Origin of the sequence: Pseudomonas sp. MS15a(2019) (assembly GCF_013277805.1) — a bacterium.
In the GTDB taxonomy this organism is placed as follows: Bacteria; Pseudomonadota; Gammaproteobacteria; order Pseudomonadales; family Pseudomonadaceae; genus Chryseomonas; species Chryseomonas benzopyrenica.
Window position 1 is genome coordinate 14567 of the sequence record NZ_VBTN01000007.1, and the last position, 16803, is coordinate 31369.

Annotated in this window: 14 protein-coding genes; 9 read left to right on the forward strand and 5 right to left on the reverse strand. The window is 68.2% G+C overall.

Annotated elements, in window-relative coordinates; translation table 11 throughout:
• Window positions 1-75: 75 nt before the first annotated feature.
• The 4 genes from FEZ61_RS10540 to FEZ61_RS10550 all read right to left on the reverse strand — a co-directional run bounded on the left by FEZ61_RS10540 (window position 76) and on the right by FEZ61_RS10550 (window position 3534).
• A complete protein-coding gene (locus FEZ61_RS10540) occupies window positions 76-888 on the reverse strand; it encodes a hypothetical protein (RefSeq protein ID WP_346342863.1) in 813 nt (270 codons plus the stop codon).
• 155 nt (window positions 889-1043) lie between these two features.
• Entirely contained in the window at window positions 1044-2225 is a 1182-nt protein-coding gene (locus FEZ61_RS10545) for a M20 aminoacylase family protein (protein ID WP_173148585.1), read from the reverse strand.
• Between the two features lie 11 nt (window positions 2226-2236).
• Window positions 2237-2482 carry a hypothetical protein gene (locus tag FEZ61_RS24395; protein WP_242455142.1) on the reverse strand — a complete coding sequence of 82 codons (246 nt, stop codon included), beginning with the start codon at window positions 2480-2482 and terminating at the stop codon, window positions 2237-2239.
• A gap of 8 nt (window positions 2483-2490) precedes the next feature.
• Window positions 2491-3534: an MFS transporter gene (locus FEZ61_RS10550; protein WP_242455143.1), complete on the reverse strand. Its 1044-nt coding sequence runs from the start codon at window positions 3532-3534 to the stop codon at window positions 2491-2493.
• 266 nt (window positions 3535-3800) lie between these two features.
• Between FEZ61_RS10550 and FEZ61_RS10555 the strand changes: the two genes are divergently transcribed.
• The 7 genes from FEZ61_RS10555 (at window position 3801) to FEZ61_RS10585 (ending at window position 12454) form a co-directional block, all read left to right on the forward strand.
• Window positions 3801-4772, forward strand: a complete 972-nt coding sequence (locus FEZ61_RS10555) for a phosphate ABC transporter substrate-binding protein PstS family protein (RefSeq protein WP_068384553.1) — start codon at window positions 3801-3803, stop codon at window positions 4770-4772.
• Between the two features lie 94 nt (window positions 4773-4866).
• Window positions 4867-7152 carry an ABC transporter permease subunit gene (locus FEZ61_RS10560; RefSeq protein WP_173148587.1) on the forward strand — a complete coding sequence of 762 codons (2286 nt, stop codon included), beginning with the start codon at window positions 4867-4869 and terminating at the stop codon, window positions 7150-7152.
• Window positions 7139-8851 carry a phosphate ABC transporter permease PstA gene (gene pstA / locus FEZ61_RS10565; protein WP_173148589.1) on the forward strand — a complete coding sequence of 571 codons (1713 nt, stop codon included), beginning with the start codon at window positions 7139-7141 and terminating at the stop codon, window positions 8849-8851. The genes FEZ61_RS10560 and pstA overlap by 14 nt, the downstream gene beginning before the upstream one ends.
• Before the next feature lie 22 nt (window positions 8852-8873).
• On the forward strand, window positions 8874-9701 hold the full coding sequence (pstB, locus tag FEZ61_RS10570) for a phosphate ABC transporter ATP-binding protein PstB (RefSeq protein ID WP_153015331.1): 828 nt from the start codon (window positions 8874-8876) through the stop codon (window positions 9699-9701).
• A gap of 58 nt (window positions 9702-9759) precedes the next feature.
• The gene (gene phoU, locus FEZ61_RS10575) at window positions 9760-10485 is read left to right on the forward strand and encodes a phosphate signaling complex protein PhoU (RefSeq protein ID WP_007161478.1); all 726 of its coding nucleotides are present in this window, start codon (window positions 9760-9762) and stop codon (window positions 10483-10485) included.
• Between the two features lie 72 nt (window positions 10486-10557).
• Window positions 10558-11478 (forward strand): response regulator, encoded by a 921-nt coding sequence (locus FEZ61_RS10580; protein ID WP_173148591.1) that lies wholly within the window; start codon window positions 10558-10560, stop codon window positions 11476-11478.
• Window positions 11479-11554: 76 nt separating this feature from the next.
• Window positions 11555-12454 (forward strand): M23 family metallopeptidase, encoded by a 900-nt coding sequence (locus FEZ61_RS10585; protein WP_017639285.1) that lies wholly within the window; start codon window positions 11555-11557, stop codon window positions 12452-12454.
• Between the two features lie 216 nt (window positions 12455-12670).
• On the opposite strand, the gene FEZ61_RS10590 is transcribed toward FEZ61_RS10585, so the two are convergent.
• On the reverse strand, window positions 12671-13471 hold the full coding sequence (locus tag FEZ61_RS10590) for an AraC family transcriptional regulator (protein WP_026083646.1): 801 nt from the start codon (window positions 13469-13471) through the stop codon (window positions 12671-12673).
• Window positions 13472-13821: 350 nt separating this feature from the next.
• Here FEZ61_RS10590 and FEZ61_RS10595 point away from each other — a divergent pair, with 350 nt between their 5' ends.
• Together FEZ61_RS10595 and FEZ61_RS10600 are read left to right on the forward strand one after the other, a co-directional pair.
• Window positions 13822-14709 (forward strand): M23 family metallopeptidase, encoded by an 888-nt coding sequence (locus FEZ61_RS10595; protein ID WP_017639287.1) that lies wholly within the window; start codon window positions 13822-13824, stop codon window positions 14707-14709.
• A gap of 187 nt (window positions 14710-14896) precedes the next feature.
• Window positions 14897-16798 carry a diguanylate cyclase gene (locus FEZ61_RS10600; RefSeq protein WP_173148593.1) on the forward strand — a complete coding sequence of 634 codons (1902 nt, stop codon included), beginning with the start codon at window positions 14897-14899 and terminating at the stop codon, window positions 16796-16798.
• Window positions 16799-16803: the final 5 nt, after the last annotated feature.

The window sequence follows — 16803 nt, forward strand, 5'->3', positions numbered from 1 at the left end:
CGGAGTTTACAGATCGTAAATGAGCATTCCGAAAGCCTTTTCAACGTCGACGCGCAGCAGATTATGAGCAGACTCTTAGCGAGCGGCTCCGGCTTCTCGCGACAATTCCAGGATGCGGTTGCGCCCCTGCTCGGCGACCAGATAATGGCCGTCGCCGCGAGGGATCAGGGTCTGCGCCGAGCGTAGGTGCGAGAGCACCGTGACCAGTCGGCCGTCGGGCTGCACCAGCAGCACCCGGGCGCCGTGGGTGGCGTCTTCGGTGATCCACAGGCCGTCGGCCGAGCACTGCACGAAGCCCGGCGCGTCGAGACCCGCGGCGACCAGGGTATCGGTACCCCCGGGTTGCCACTGCTTGACCCAGCCCTTGGCCTTTTCGGTATAGAACAGCCGGCCATCCGGGCAGCGCGCCACCCCTTCGCCTTCTTCCAGGCCCTCGCGCAGCACCGCCAGGCGGCGTTGCAGCGGGTCGTAGCTGAGCAGGCGACCGCGCGGCAGGTCCTCGATGGCATAGAGGGTCCGGCCATCGGTGGCGATGCCCTCGACATCGTTACCGTCGAACAGGGCGTCGCGGTGCCCGTCGCGCAGGAGAAACACCGGCAGCGGCCCGCCTTCCTGGCTGACCACCAGACCGCCCTGGAACATGACCAGACCATCGGGCTTGGACAGCTCGCCCAGCACCGGCTGGCGCTCGCCCGTGGGCAGCAGCCGCAGCAGACTGCCGCGGCGACTGGAAAATTCCTGGGTCACGAACAGGCTGCCATCGGCATCCAGGGCCAGGGCGCTGACCATGGGGATGTCGGCGGCGAATTCCCGATAGCGCCAGCCCTCGGCCGCACTGACCGGATGGAAATGCCGCCAGGCCGGATAGGCGAAGCCTGCGGCCAGCACGGCGACGCCCAGCGCAGACCCTGGCGCCAGCCCAGGCGCGGAACACGACGCATGGCGATCTCTCTGTGGCTGAAGGATGACCGGGCAGTCTAGCGGCCCGTGCGTGAAGATTCCGTCGCCGGCGCCCCGGGTGAGGGTGCCGGCGGGGCGGCGCCTCAGGCGGTGAGGAAGGCCTCGGTCAGCTTGACCCAGTAGCGCGCGCCCACTGGCAGCAGGGCATCGTTGAAGTCATAGGCCGGGTTGTGCAGGTTGGCACTGGGGCCGTTGCCGACGAACAGGTAGCAACCGGGTACCTGCTGCAGCATGTAGGCGAAGTCCTCGCTGGCCGGGATGGGCGCGAAGGGATGCAGGGCGTCGGCGCCGAAATGGTCCACGGCCACCTGGCGGGCGAAGGCAGTGGGGCCGTCGTGGTTGACCAGCACCGGATAGCCGCGCTGGTAGTCCAGTTCGGCGGTGGCGCCAAAGCTTTCCGCCTGGGCGCGCACCAGGGCGCCGATGCGCTGCTCCAGCAGGTCGCGGGTGCTGTCCTGGAAGGCGCGGATGGTCAGCTTCATCTCCACGGCGTCGGGGATGACGTTGGAGGCCTCGCCGCCGTGGATGCTGCCCACGGTGACCACCGCCGTATCCAGCGGCGCCACGTTGCGCGAGACCACCGTCTGCAGCGCCATCACCGTGGCCGCGCTGGCGACGATGGGGTCGACGGCCTTGTCCGGCACCGCGCCGTGGCCGCCCTGGCCGCGGATGCGCAGGAGGGCGGTGTCGGAGGAGGCCATGGCGGCGCCGTCGACGAAGCAGAACTTGCCGGTGGGCACGCCGGGCATGTTGTGCAGGCCGAACACCTGGTCGCAGGGAAACAGCTCGAACAGGCCGTCCTGCATCATCTTCAGGGCGCCGCCCAGGCCTTCCTCGGCCGGCTGGAAGATCAGGTGCAGGGTGCCGTCGAAGGCGCGGGTCTCGGCCAGGCAGCGGGCGGCGGTGAGTAGGGTGGTGGTGTGGCCGTCGTGACCGCAGGCGTGCATGCGCCCCGGGTGCTGGCTGGCGTAGTCGAGGCCGGTGGTCTCCAGGATCGGCAGGGCGTCCATGTCGGCGCGGATGCCCAGCACCTTGCTGCCGCTGCCGGCGCGCAGGGTGCCGACCACCCCGGTGCCGCCCAGGCCGCGATGGACTTCGTAGCCCCAGCCCGAGAGGGCGGCGGCCACCAGGTCGCTGGTGCGCTGTTCCTGGTAACCCAGTTCGGGATGGCGGTGGATGTCGCGGCGCAGGGCGACCATGTCCGGCAGGTAGCCGGCGATATGACGGGCGGTGGCGTCTTGATCCGCAGCAGTGGCAAGGCTCATGGCGATCTCTCTCAATCCAGGTGGCGTTCGGGATAGCTCAGCAGTGCCAGCCATCCTATCAGCAGCATGACGATCAGGTACCAGGCCGGGGCGAGCGGGCTGCCGGTGGCCTCGATCAGCCAGGTGGCGATGAACTGGGCGGTGCCGCCGAACAGGGTCACCGCCAGGGCGTAGGTCATGGCCAGTCCCGTGGCGCGCACCGGCCGCGGCAGGCCGGCGAGGATCAGCAGCAGCCCGGCGGTCATGTTGACGCTCATGGCGGTGATCACCACGAAGCGGGCGGCGAAGGCCAGGCCCTGGGTGGGGGGTCGTTCAGCCAGACGAAGGCCGGGTAGATGCCCAGCAGGGCCACCGCCAGGCTGACCAGGGCCACCGGCTTGTAGCGCCCGAAGCGATCCAGCAGCAGCCCGGCGGCCAGGGCGGCGGCCATCTGCACGGCGCTGGACGCTACCCCGGCCAGGTAGGCGCTGGTGGCCGGCAGGCCGACGATGCGGGTCATGTAGGTGGGCATGTAGAACTGCATCAGGTAGGTCAGCAGGGTCGCCGACATCACGATCAACAGGCCCAGGCCGAAGCGCCGCGGATGCTCGCGCAGGAAGGCGCGCACCGGGCCGCCCTCGACCGTGCCGGCGCCGCTCCAGGTCTCGTCCACCTGACGGCGGATATAGAGGCCGACCGGAATGATCAGCAGGCCGACCAGGAAGGGGATGCGCCAGCCCCAGGCATGCAGCTCGGCCTCTGACAGGCTGCGGGTGAGCAGGGCGCCCAGACCGGCGCCGAGCAGGGCACTGCCGCCCTGGCTGATCACCTGCCAGCTGACATGGAAGCCGCGCCGGCCGGGGCTGGCCGACTCCAGCAGCAGGGTGGTGGCGGCGCCGATCTCGCCGCCCGCGGAAAAGCCCTGCAACAGCCGTCCCAACAGCAGGATCAGCGGCGCGGCGAGGCCGATCTGGGCATGGGTCGGGGTAAAGGCGATCAGGGCGCTGCCCAGGCCCATCAGCGAGATGGTCAGCAGCATGGCCTGCTTGCGCCCGTGGCGATCGGCATAGGCGCCCAGCACCATGCTGCCCAGCGGCCGCATGACGAAGCCGACGCCAAAGACCCCGACCGCCATCAGCAAGGAGCCGTAGGGGGTATCCGAGGGGAAATAGAGCTGGCCGATGATGGCGGCGAAAAAGCTGAACACCGTGAAGTCGAACATCTCCAGGCCGTTGCCGAGACTGGCCGCGGCGATCAGCTTGGCGCGCGAGGGCGGGGCGGTGGTTGCCTGAGCGGCCGGGGTGGAGGACGTCGGAAGAGCCTGGGCCATGGTGCGTTCCTCTGCACTGAGATGAATGCTTAGCTGTGCAAATGTTGGTCCGGTCCATCAAGGCCGCCAGCGAGAGCGATCAGGGCAGGTCCGAAGGCCAGGCCTGCGCCAGGGTGGTGCAGCGCAGGTCCTCTTGCAGCCTAGTCGAACCCGCCACCACGGCTGGCGGTCTCTCATAAATCCGTCACAATGCCCCGCTAAAGTGCCAGGTCGCGTCTGAGCGTCGCCGGCCCAGGCCCGTCTCCCATCCCCGCGAGGAATCCGGTATGGACATCAAAGGTCCGCTGACCGCTGTGGCGCTCGCCCTGGCGCTAGGTGGCACGACCGCTCGGGCCGAGGGCGTCGACCCGGCCATCCCCGACTACCAGAAGGTGAGCGGAATCTCCGGCAATCTGTCGAGCGTGGGCTCCGACACCCTGGCCAACCTGGTGACGCTCTGGGCCGAGAGCTACAAGCGCCAGTATCCCAATCTCAATATCCAGATCCAGGCGGCCGGCTCGTCCACCGCGCCGCCAGCGCTCACCGAAGGCACCGCCAGCATCGGCCCCATGAGTCGCAAGATGAAGGACGCCGAACTCCAGGCCTTCGAGCAGCGCTTCGGCTACCAGCCCACCGCGGTGCCGGTGGCCATCGATGCCCTGGCGATCTTCGTCAACAAGGACAATCCCCTGCGGCAGCTGACCCTGGAGCAGGTCGATGCGATCTTTTCCAGCACCCGGCTGTGCGGCGGTCCGCACGAGATCAAGACCTGGGGCGACCTGGGCCTGACCGGTGACTGGGCCAAGCGCCCGATCCAGAGATTCGGCCGCAATGCGGTATCGGGCACCTACGGCTACTTCAAGGAAGCGGCGCTGTGCCGTGGCGACTTCCGTGCCAACGTCAACGAGCAGCCCGGCTCGGCCTCGGTGGTCCAGGCCATCAGCCAGTCGCTGGGTGGCATCGGCTACTCCGGTATCGGCTACCAGACTGCCAGTGTCCACACCCTGGCGCTGGCCCGGCAAGGCACCACCGACTACGTCGAGGACAACCAGGAAAACACCCTGTCCGGGCGCTATCCGCTGGCGCGTTATCTCTACGTCTATGTCAACAAGGCGCCCAACCGCCCGCTCAATCCCCTGGAAGGGGAATTCCTGCGCCTGATCCTCTCGCGCAACGGTCAGGAGGCCGTGCTCAAGGACGGCTATATTCCCCTACCGGCCCCCGTGGTGCAGCAGGCGCTGAAGACGCTGGGTTACTGAGCGGCCGGCGCTCAACGCCCGCACTGGGCGGGGCGCCCCTGGCCGCCCATTCGCTGTAACCTTTCTGTCACACGACGTGATTAGGCTCTGCGCCATGATATCCCCGGTACCCCCGTCCCCGCCCGATCCTCGCGGCCCCGCTCGGCTGGACTTCAACACGCCTGCACTGCGCCGGCGGCGACGTTGGCGGGCGCTGCAGGATCGACTGGTACGGGGCTCGGTGCTGGCCGGCGGCCTGGCCGTGCTGGCCACCATCACCCTGATCTTCTTCTATCTGGCCTATGTGGTGCTGCCGTTGCTGCGCGGTGCCAGTCTCGAAGCCGAGCCGCTGCCGCAACCCGCTTGGCTGGCAACGGCCGGGGCGCCGCTGCTGTTGGGTGTCGACGAACAGAATCGCCTCGGCCTGCACCTCTCCCAGGGTGGCGAAGCGACGTTCTTTACCCTGGCCGACGGCCAGCCGGTCATCCGCGAGCGCCTGCCGTTGCCGCCTGGCGTCACCATCAGCAGCCAGGCCCAGGATGCCCCCCGTGGGCTGATCGCCCTGGGTCTGTCCGATGGTCGCGTGCTGGTGGCGCACAAGCGCTATGTTTCCCGCTATCCCCAGGGCGAGCGGGTCATCACCCCTGAACTGGACTTCCCCTACGGGCGCGAGCCCCTGGACCTGGGCGCGCCGCGCGCGGCCCTGGAGCGGGTCGCCATCGCTGGCGACGAGGACCTGCTGGTGCTGGCCGGGGCCCAGGGCAACCGGGTGACGGCCCTGCGCCTGGCCGGCCTGGCCGCGCCGGTGACCGGTGGCGCGGCCGTTCCCGTGCGTACCTCGCTCACCCTCGGGCCGCTCAACGCCGCGGCCAAGGCGCTCTACCTCGATCCCCGCGGTCGCTGGCTCTATGCCCTCAATGGCCGCGCCCAGGCGGATGTCTTCGACCTGCATGACGGCAGTCTCAACGGCCACTACAAGCTGCTCGATGCCGCCGACAACGAGGTCACCGCCAGCGCCCAGCTGCTGGGCGGCGTATCGCTGCTGGTGGGTACCGCCAAGGGTGGCGTCAGTCAGTGGTTCATGGTCCGCGGCCAGGATGGCGAACCGGTGCTGAGGCATATCCGCGATTTCCAACTAGGCACGGCGCCCATCGTCCAGCTGGTGCCCGAGCAGCGGCGCAAGGGCTTCGTCGCGCTGGATGCCGCCGGTGAACTCGGGGTCTTCCACAGCACCGCCGGGCGCACCCTGCTGCGTGAGCAGCTCGCCCCCGCCGCCGGGGTGCTGGCGCTGTCGCCGCGCGCCGACCGGCTGCTGCTGGAAGAGAACGGTCGGCTGCTCGGCTTCCGCCTGGATAATCCGCACCCGGAAGTCTCCTGGTCGGCGCTCTGGGGCAAGGTCTGGTACGAGAATTACGATGCACCGGCGCGGGTCTGGCAGTCCAGCGCCGCCACCGCGGACTTCGAACCCAAGCTGAGCCTGGCGCCGCTGACCTTCGGCACCCTCAAGGCGGCCTTCTACGCCATGCTGTTCGCCGCGCCCCTGGCCATCGCCGCGGCGATCTACACCGCCTACTTCATGGCGCCGCGCATGAGGCGCACGGTCAAGCCGGTCATCGAGCTGATGGAGGCCCTGCCCACGGTGATCCTCGGCTTTTTCGCCGGGTTGTTCCTGGCGCCCTTCGTGGAAAACCACCTGCCCGGGCTGTTCAGCCTGCTGTTGCTCCTGCCGCTGGCCATCCTCGCCGCGGGCTTTGGCTGGTCGCGCCTGCCGCTCACGCTGCGCGAGCGGATCCCGGAAGGCTGGGAAAGCCTGCTGCTGTTGCCGGTGGTGCTGCTGACCACCGCCCTGGCGCTATGGCTCAGCCCCTCGCTGGAAGGGCTGCTGTTCGCCGGCGACCTGCGCCTCTGGCTGAGCCAGGAGCTGGGCATCGCCTATGACCAGCGCAACGCCCTGATCATCGGGCTGGCCATGGGCTTCGCCGTCATCCCCAACATCTTCTCCATCGCCGAGGATGCCATCTACAGCGTGCCGCGCAGCCTGACCCTGGGCTCCCTGGCGCTGGGCGCCACCCCCTGGCAGACCCTGACGCGGGTGGTGCTGCTCACCGCCAGCCCGGGCATCTTCTCGGCGCTGATGATCGGCCTGGGCCGCGCCGTCGGCGAGACCATGATCGTGCTCATGGCCACCGGCAACACCCCGATCATGGATGCCAACCTGTTCGAGGGCATGCGCGCCCTGGCGGCCAACATCGCCGTGGAGATGCCGGAATCCGAGGTGGGCGGCACCCATTACCGGTTGCTGTTCCTGGCCGCGCTGGTGCTGCTCAGCTTCACCTTCCTGATGAATACCCTGGCCGAGTTGATCCGCCAGCGGCTGAGGAAAAACTATGCGGCCCTCTAGCACCGGCGCGCCGCAGCGGCAGGGCGTTGGACGGCGGCGCTCCCTGGGCGTCTGGCTGCGTGGCGGTGCGCCCGGGGTCTGGCTCAGCGCCGGCGCCGTGGCCATCGCCGTGCTCATGACCCTGGGGCTGATCGGCATCCTCGCCGTGCGCGGCCTGGCGCATTTCTGGCCGGCCGAGGTGGTGCAGGCGCGCTACACGCCGCCGGGCCTGGAAGCGCGCCTGGTGCTCGGCCAGGTGGTGGAACAGGAGACGATCCCGGCCGAGCGGCTGCGCAGTGCCGGGGTGACCCTGCCGCCGGACAGCGGCGAAACCCTGACTCGCGAACTCTTCAAGCTGGGCAATCGCGACCTCTATGGCAGCGACTTCGTCTGGCTGGTCGGCGACTGGCTGCGCGATCGCCAGACCCCGGCCGACGCCCTGGTGCTGGAGCGCCGCGAATGGGGCAACTTCTACGGCTATGCACTGGAGGTGCGCGAAGCGGGACGCCAGGTGGCCAAGGGCGCCGCGGCGGTGCCCGAACTGCAGCGCCGCCTGCTGCGCACCCGCGACCTGAGCGAGCGCCTGGAGCGGCTGGAAAAGCTGGACATCGGCGGCGTCAATCATGCCCTGGAGCGGCTGCGCCTGGAGGGCCGCGGCCTGGAGCTGGACGGGCGTCTCGACGCCGTCGCCCAGGCCGACCTCGCCGCCCGCCGCGCCGAGCTCGAAGCCCGTTACGGCGAGCTGGAAGACCAGTTGGCCAGCCTGCGCCAGGAGCGCCGCCGCGACAGCGTGGTGCTGCGCGACGTCGAGGGCCGCACCCTGGAACTCAATCTCGCCCGCATCGTGCGCGCCTATCAGCCCAACGCCATGGGCCTGGGCGCCAAGCTCGGCTTCTATGGCAGCAAGCTGTGGGAATTCCTCAGCGCTGATCCGCGCGAGGCCAATACCGAGGGCGGGGTCTTCCCGGCCATCTTCGGCACCGTGATGATGACCCTGCTGATGGCGGTGATCGTCACCCCCTTTGGCGTCATCGCCGCCATCTACCTACGCGAGTACGCCCGCCAGGGCCCGCTGACCCGTACCATCCGCATCGCGGTCAACAACCTCGCCGGGGTGCCGGCCATCGTCTATGGCGTCTTCGGCCTGGGCTTCTTCGTCTATGTGCTGGGCGGTTCGCTGGACCAGCTGTTCTTCCAGGCCAGCCTGCCCACGCCGACCTTTGGCACCCCGGGGCTGCTGTGGGCCTCGCTGACCCTGGCGATCCTCGCCGTGCCGGTGGTGATCGTCGCCACCGAAGAGGGCCTGGCGCGCATTCCCCGCAGCATCCGCGAGGGCTCCCTGGCGCTGGGCGCGACCCAGGCCGAGACCCTGTGGAAGGTGGTGCTGCCGCTGGCCAGCCCGGCGCTGATGACCGGGCTCATCCTCGCCGTGGCCCGCGCCGCCGGCGAGGTGGCGCCGCTGATGCTGGTGGGGGTGGTCAAGCTGGCGCCTTCGCTGCCGCTGGACGGCAACTATCCCTATCTGCACCTGGATCAGAAGATCATGCACCTGGGCTTCCACATCTATGACGTCGGCTTCCAGAGCCCCAACGTGGAAGCCGCCCGCCCGCTGGTCTACGCCACCGCCCTGCTGCTGGTGCTGGTGATCGCCGGGCTGAACCTGTCCGCCGTGTTCCTGCGCAACCGGCTGCGCGAAAAGTACCGGCTGCTGGAAGACTAGCGCCCGCGGCCGAGGAGACCCCATGCCTTCCGATTCCTCCATCTTCAGAACCGCCGCCGCCTACGCGGCCAGCGCCCAGCCTGCGGCGAGCGAAGGTGGCGTGGCCCTGTCGGTGCCGCGGCTCAATCTGTTCTACGGCAAGAAGCAGGTCTTGCAGGACATCGCCCTGGAGATCCCGCGCCAGTGCGTCACCGCCTTCATCGGTCCCAGCGGCTGCGGCAAGTCGACCCTGCTGCGCTGCTTCAATCGCCTGAACGACCTGGTGGAAGACTGCCGCATTGACGGCGAGATCCTGCTCGACGGCCAGAACATCTATGCCCGCGGCACCGAGATCGCCGAGCTGCGGCGGCGGGTGGGCATGGTGTTCCAGAAGCCCAATCCCTTTCCCAAGAGCATCTACGAGAACGTGGTCTACGGCCTGCGCATCCAGGGCATCAAGCAGAAGCGGGTGCTCGACGAAGCGGTGGAGTGGGCGCTGCACGGCGCGGCGCTGTGGGACGAGGTCAAGGATCGCCTGCACGAGTCGGCCCTGGGCCTCTCGGGTGGCCAGCAGCAGCGCCTGGTGATCGCCCGCACCATCGCCGTGCAACCCGATGTGCTCCTGCTCGACGAACCCTGCTCGGCGCTGGATCCCATCTCCACCCTCAAGGTGGAAGAGCTGATCCACGAACTGAAACAGCGCTACACCATCGTCATCGTCACCCACAACATGCAGCAGGCGGCGCGGGTGTCCGACTACACCGCCTTCATGTACTTGGGCCAGTTGGTCGAGCACGGCGACACCGACACCCTCTTCACCAATCCCGCGAAGCGGCAGACCGAAGACTACATCACCGGCCGCTACGGCTAGTTCCAGGCAGGCCGGTGCCCCACCCGGCGACTCGATCCTCTCAGGCAGGACTGACAGCATGATCAACAAAGAAGGCCACACGCAGCACATCTCCCAGCAATACAACGTCGAACTGGAAGAGGTCCGCAGTCACCTGCTGGCCATGGGCGGTCTGGTGGAAAAGCAGGTCAGCGACGCCGTGCGCGCGGTGATCGACGCCGATGCCGGCCTAGCGCGTCAGGTACGCACCATCGATGACCAGATCGACATCATGGAACGTGGCATCGACGAGGAATGCCTGCGCATCCTCGCTCGCCGTCAACCCGCGGCCTCCGATCTGCGCCTGATCATCAGCATCTCCAAGTCGGTGATCGATCTGGAGCGCATCGGCGACGAGGCTTCCAAGATCGCCCGTCGCGCCATCGAGCTGACCGAGGACGGCGAGGCCCCGCGCGGCTACGTCGAGGTCCGCCACATCGGCGAGCAGGTGCGCAAGATGGTCCACCAGGCGCTGGACGCCTTTGCCCGCTTCGACGCCGAACTGGCCCTCTCGGTGGCCCAGTACGACAAGCTGATCGACCGCGAATACAAGTCCGCCCTGCGCGAACTGGCCACCTACATGATGGAAGACCCGCGCTCGATCTCGCGGGTGCTGAGCATCATCTGGGTGCTGCGCTCCCTGGAGCGGGTCGGCGACCATGCGCGCAACATCGCCGAACTGGTGATCTACCTGGTGCAGGGTACCGACGTACGGCACATGGGCCTCAAGCGCATGGCCGAAGAGGTCAATCGGTCGCGCGAATGATCCGTCCGGTCACTCCCCGGGTGGCGTGCCGAACCCGCCTGCTATGCTGGAAGACTTGGCATGGAGTGACCGATGAGCAAGTTGAACGTACTGGTGGTGGATGACGCGCCCTTCATTCGCGATCTGATCAAGAAGGGCCTGCGCAACCTGTTTCCCGGGCTGACGGTGGACGAGGCGGCCGATGGTCGCCGCGCCCAGACGATGCTCGGCAAGCAGCGCTTCGACCTCATCCTCTGCGACTGGGAAATGCCCGGCATGACCGGTCTGGAACTGCTGAGCTGGTTTCGCGCCCAGCCGGACCACCAGGGCGTGCCCTTCATCATGGTCACCAGCCGCGGCGACAAGGAAAACGTCGTCCAGGCCATCCAGGCCGGCGTGTCCGACTACATGGGCAAGCCGTTCTCCAACGAACAGCTGGCGGCCAAGGTCAAGAAGGCCCTGCAGCGCACCGGCAAGCTCGCCGAGCTGCAGGCCGGCGCCCAGCCGCGCCCGGCTACCGGCTTCGCCAATGATTCCCTCGGTGCCCTGACCGCCGGCCGCAGCGACGTGGTCCAGCCCACCGCCGCACCGGTCGCGGCGCCGGCCGCCGCCTCCAGTGCCGCCCTGCTCACCGGCAGCGCGCCGCCGGCACCTGCCCGCGGCAAGGCGGCCGCCAATTTCGGCCAGGGTCAGCTGCGCCTGCCCAACGCCAGCATGGCCTGCCTGATCAAGGCCATCAGCCTCAAGGAAGCCCTGCTGGTGGTCCGCCGCGGCGATCCACTGCCGCAGATCCTGGAAACCGCCGTGCTCGACCTGGAGCAGGGCGAAGACGGCAACGACGTGGCGCGCCTCAACGGCTATCTGCATTCCCTCGCCGCGCTGGAAGCGACGCCGGCCAGCGAGTGGGTGCAGGTCAACTTCCGCTTCATCGACCGGGACCCGGCCAAGCTCGACTACCTGTCGCGGCTGATCGCCAAGGGCACCGCCCAGCGGCACTACGTGCCGGGCGCCTGAAGAGGGCGACGCCATGAGGGGGCTGGCACGGAGACTGCTTCGCGCTCAGGTATCGCGGATTTCTGACGCCCTGCCCATGCCCCTTGCCCGTCACCTGCTGCTGCTGTCGTTGACCCTTGCGGGTCCCGCCCTGGCGGCGCCCATCTACAAGTACGTCGATGCCAATGGCGTGGTCACCTACACCGACAAGGCGCAGAAGGGCGCCAAGGTGATGACCTTCAGCGACGACCCCATCGAGCGGCTGGACCAGCGGGTCAAGTTGCAGCCGCGGCACTATGCCGGCGGTACGGTGCTGGAGGTGCGCAACGACAGCTTTCTGCCAGTGACCGTAACCCTGCGCCTCTCGGCGCTGCAGAACGTCAGCGGGGTGGGCGAGGCGCCGATCCGCAAGGTCCTGCCGGCGCGCAGCCTGACCCGCCTGGCGACCCTGATCGCGCCGGATCCCAGTCGTCCGCAGCGCTACACCCCCCAGCTCACCACCCTGATGGGCAGTGTCACCCCGGTCTTCGCCTCCGGTTTCGCCTATCCGCTGCCCTGGCTGGGCGGGCCCTTCAACGTCAGCCAGGGCGCCGGCGGTGGTTTCAGCCACAACACGCCCAAGAGTCGCTATGCGGTGGACATCGCCATGCCCGAGGGGACGCCCATCGTGGTCTCGCGCGCCGGCCAGGTGGTGGAGGTGGAGAACGCTCAGGACGGTCGCGGCAACCACCCCTCCGGCAACTTCGTGCGCATCCTCCACGACGACGGCACCATGAGCGTCTACCTGCACTTGCAGCGCGGTTCGATCAAGGTCACCGAGGGTCAGTGGGTACGCACCGGCCAGGCCCTGGCCGCTTCAGGCAACACCGGGCGCAGCACCGGGCCGCACCTGCACTTCGTGGTCCAGCGCAACACCGGCGAGGCGGTCGAATCCATTCCCTTCCGCTTCGCCCAGGCAGTGGACAGCTTGCCGAATTTCGCCGTCGGCGGACCTTGAGAGCCTGTTCAAAGGCTGCTGCGCGTCGGTCAAACGGCGTTGAAAAGCCCCTGGAAGGCCAGCCCCGCCTGGGCGGCCCCGTCGCCATGCTCATTTACCATCGGTAAACCCGAGCGCGGGTCCGATCCGCTTCCTCAGGGCTTTTCGTGGGGCCGCCTAGGCCTTGTTTGGCTCTGGCTCGCCAGCCTTTGAGCAGGCTCTTACCCTCGTCCAGTTTCAGCCCTGGGCGTCGAGGTACTCGCTCGGCGACACTCCCAGCACCCGGCGAAACATCCGGGTAAAGGCCGAGGGCGAGGCGTAGCCGAGATCCAGGGCCACCCGGGTGACCGGCTCGCCGGCGGCCAGCCGCGGCAGGGCCAGCATCAGCCGGGTGTGCTGGCGCCAGGTGGAAAAGCTGGTGCCGGTTTCCTTGAGGAACAGTCGGGCCAGGCTGCGCGAGCAGAGGTGCAACTGCTGCGCCCAGGTCGCCAGGGCCGTATCGTTGGCCGGATCGGCATGCAGCGTGGTCTGGATGGTCTGCAGCCGGCGATCGGCCAGCGCCGGCAGGTGCAGGGCCGTCTCTTCGAGAAACACCAGTTCCGCCAGCATCAGCGCCCGCACATGGCTGCCCAGCTCGGCCTCGCCATAGGAGGTACCGCCGCGTCGCAGGCAACGCAGCAATTCGCGCAGCAGCGGCGAGATGAGCACCATGCGGGTGGCCGCCTCGGGGCAGGGCAGGCCGCTCGGCAATTCGATGATCACCACCTGCAGGGTGGCCTCGCCGTTGGCCCGCGCCTGGTGCTCGACGCGGGGCGGAATCCAGATCGCCTGCTTGGGCGGAACGTACCAGACCCCTTCGTGGGTGGTGACCTCCAGCACGCCGTTGACCGTGTACATCAGGTGCGCCTGATCGTGCACATGCGGCGGCCACGCCTGGCCGTGGGCGAAGGTGCCAAGCTGGGATACCAGCGGCCCGGCGGGCGGGATAGGCGCATCCGCAGCCACGCTTCGCGTCGGGTCGATTGTCTGTTCCTGCATAGCGGCTGTCCGTTTCGGTTGGGCAGGGTCAAGGTGCCAGGACCTAACCTGCAGCACTATGGCCGGAGCATTGGGCGCGCCCAAGGGGCGATCCCCCTGCACGCCGAAAACCTGCCTCTTGCGGGAGTGTCGCACAGAACACCCGCCGCTTGGCTGACCTGCCTGAACCATCAGGCCTGTATTTGAACTACCGTCCGATCGGTGGCAGCGTGGCACAGGGATTTGAGTGCCACGCTTTTTTATTCGCGACGATGCTTTGCCAGCGGCTTCACAAAGCCGCGGTTTGACCATCGCCCGCCTCGCGCGGCTTTGTTAGGTTCTGTCCTTGCCCATCATGGTGGCCCTATGCCATGGACCGACGCCTGACCGCCCTGATCACCTGCCTGACCCTCGCCCTGGCCGTGCCTGCCGTTGCGCCGGCTGCCGAAAAGGCGACCCTGACCAAGACCTCCGCCAAGAGCCCGGCCCGCAAGGGGCAGGTCAAGCTCAAGGTCCGCAACGGCAGCGAAGGTCGCATCTTCGAAGTCCGCAACGATTTCGACGTGCCCGTGCGCGTCGAACTGCGCCTGCAACGCACCGTCAACGTGGCCGGTGCCGAGCGCCCGATCCGCCAGGTCATCGAGCCGCGCTCCACGGTGCAGCTGGCGGTGATCCGCAAGCGCCAGCAGGGCTTTCCCATGCACTTCGACCAGGCCTTCAGCTACAGTCCGCAGCTGCCGGTCGGCACCCTGCCGTCGCTGGCGACGAATGTCGCGGGTGGTGCCGACAACGGCATCGGCTATGGTTACGCCTGGCCCTGGCGGCAAGGGGTCTACTACGTGACCCAGGGCGCCGGGGGCGATTTCAGCCACAACACGCCCAAGGGGCGCTATGCGGTGGACATCGCCATGCCCGAGGGCACGCCGATCAGCGCCGCTCGCGCCGGCACGGTGATCGACGTCGAAAACGGCCAGTTCGGCCATGGTCCCAACCCCTCCGGCAACTTCGTGCGCATCGCCCACGAGGACGGCAGCCAGAGCGCCTACCTGCACCTGCGCCGCGGTTCGGTCAAGGTGCGACCCGGGGAGCGGGTGGAGATCGGCACGCCCCTGGCGGAGTCGGGCAACACCGGTCGCAGCACCGGTCCCCATCTGCATTTCGTCGTCCAGGCCCACACGGGCGGTGAAATGGTCTCCATTCCCTTCCGTTTCGTGCGGCCGCTGGCGGCCCTGCCCAACATGGCGCTGGGCGACCGCTGAGTCCGCGCTTCAGGGCGTTCCAGACAGGCTGACGCCACCGGGCCCATCCAGGGCCCAGGCACCCTGTCGCCTGTAGAAATCCCTTGGCAGGATCAGGCTTGGTGGCGTTATGCTATCACCACGCTATTTCCTCCAGCCGCGGGCTCTACCGCGGCCTTTTCTTCCTTCAGGCTCTGGATGCCGCCCTATGAAAGGATTCCTGGCCGTCCTGTGCGCCGGTGGGCGCAATCGGGCTTTGCATCTGCTGGTCCTGTTGCTGATCGCCCTCGACGGCCAGGCGCAGGTGCTGCGCCTCGACGATCCGGCGCGCAGTTACGATCCCCGACCGGCACTGGAGATTCTCAAGGCGCACGCCAGTCTGACCTTTGCCGAGGCCGCCGCGCGTCCAAGCGGTGGCGAAAACGGCTGGCATGCGCCCGATGAACTGGAAATGCTGCTCCATGACGGCCGCCAGGGCCTCTGGCTGCGCTTTGCCATCCAGAGTCGCGACGACCAGGCCTGGTGGCTGATTCCGACCTGGCCGGTGCTGGATCGTCTGGACCTGCGCACCCGCGGAGCCGATGGTCGCTGGAGCCCGCTGCAGCGCAGCGGCCTGGCGCTGCCGGCGACGCAACGGGCGCTGCCCGGGCGCCAGCTGATGTTCGCCCTGGCGCCGACCGCCGGCGCCGTGGAGGAGGTCTACCTGCGGCTGGATTCGCGGGAGACCTTTATCCTGCCGCTGCGCCTGGTGACCCCGGCCATCTATCTGCGCGAGGCCCAGCAGGATGCCTGGCTGGTCGGCAGCTTCTTTGGCTGCCTGATCACCATCCTGCTGCTGACCCTCACGCTGTGGGGGTTCGGCCGCCGCTCGGGCTTTGGCTGGTATGCCCTCTATCTGCTCAGCGTCATCGGCTATCAGGCGGTCACCAGCGGCTATGGCGCCTGGCAACTCTGGCCGGAGAGCCCGGCCTTCGCCCTGCGTGCGCACCTGGCCTTCGCCGCCCTGTGCTTTCTGAGCGGCGGGTTGTTCGTGCGCTATCTGCTCAGTCTCTATCACGGCGGCCGGTGGATCGACTTTGGCAATCGTCTGCTGATCGGCTACTGGAATGTGACGCTGGTCGTCACGCTGATCTGGCCGCACCTGCTGAGCTTCCAGGAAATGCTCGGCATGATGGCGCTGAGTTGCCTGGGCCTGCTGGGCACCACCACCTACCTGGCGCTGCGCGGTAGCCGCATGGCGTTGTGGTTCAGCGCCGCCTGGGCCCTGCTGTTGCTGGGCAGCGCGATCCAGCTGCTGGCTGTGGCCGGCTGGCTGGCCGCCGACAGTCCGGCTTTCCATGGGCAGATAGCCGGTTTCACCCTGGGCTTCGTGATGCTGTCGCTGGGGCTCACCGAGGGCCTGAGTCTGCAGCGGCGGGCGCGAATCGAAGCCCAACGGCAGGCCCTGGAAGCCTCCAACGCCCTGGCCCGCGAGCGCGAAGCCTCCTTTGTCGAGCTGGAATTGCGGGTGGCGCTGCGCACCGTGGAGTTGCAGCAGGCCAAGGCCAGCCTCGAGCGGCTGAATCGCGAACTCTTGCACCAGAGCCAGACCGATTCCCTGACCGGGCTCGGCAATCGCCGGCATTTCGAGCGGGTCTTCCAACAGGAGATCCGCCGCGCCATCCGTGCCGAACTGCCGCTGGCGGTGCTGCTGGTGGACCTCGATCACTTCAAGGCGGTCAACGACACCCATGGCCACACCCTGGGCGACGAGTGCCTGAGGTGCGTGGCCGAGGTGTTGCGCCAGCACGTCCAGCGCGCGGGGGAGGTGGCGGCGCGCTATGGCGGCGAGGAATTCGTCATTGCCTTGCCCGGCAGCGACCGGGCGGCGGCCGAGCTCCTGGCCGAGCGTATCCGCCAGGAGGTAGCGGGGCTGGAGTTGCAGACCGAGCAGGGGCGCTTGCGTCCGTCGGTCAGCATCGGTGTCGCGGTGACCGTGCCGAGCAATCTCGAGCACGGCCTGGGCCTGCTGGAAGACGCCGACCGGGCGCTCTATGCAGCCAAGCGCGGTGGGCGCAATCGCGTCTGCCTGAGCGACGGTCTGCCGGAACTGGGCAGCGGACGCGGCTGAGGCCG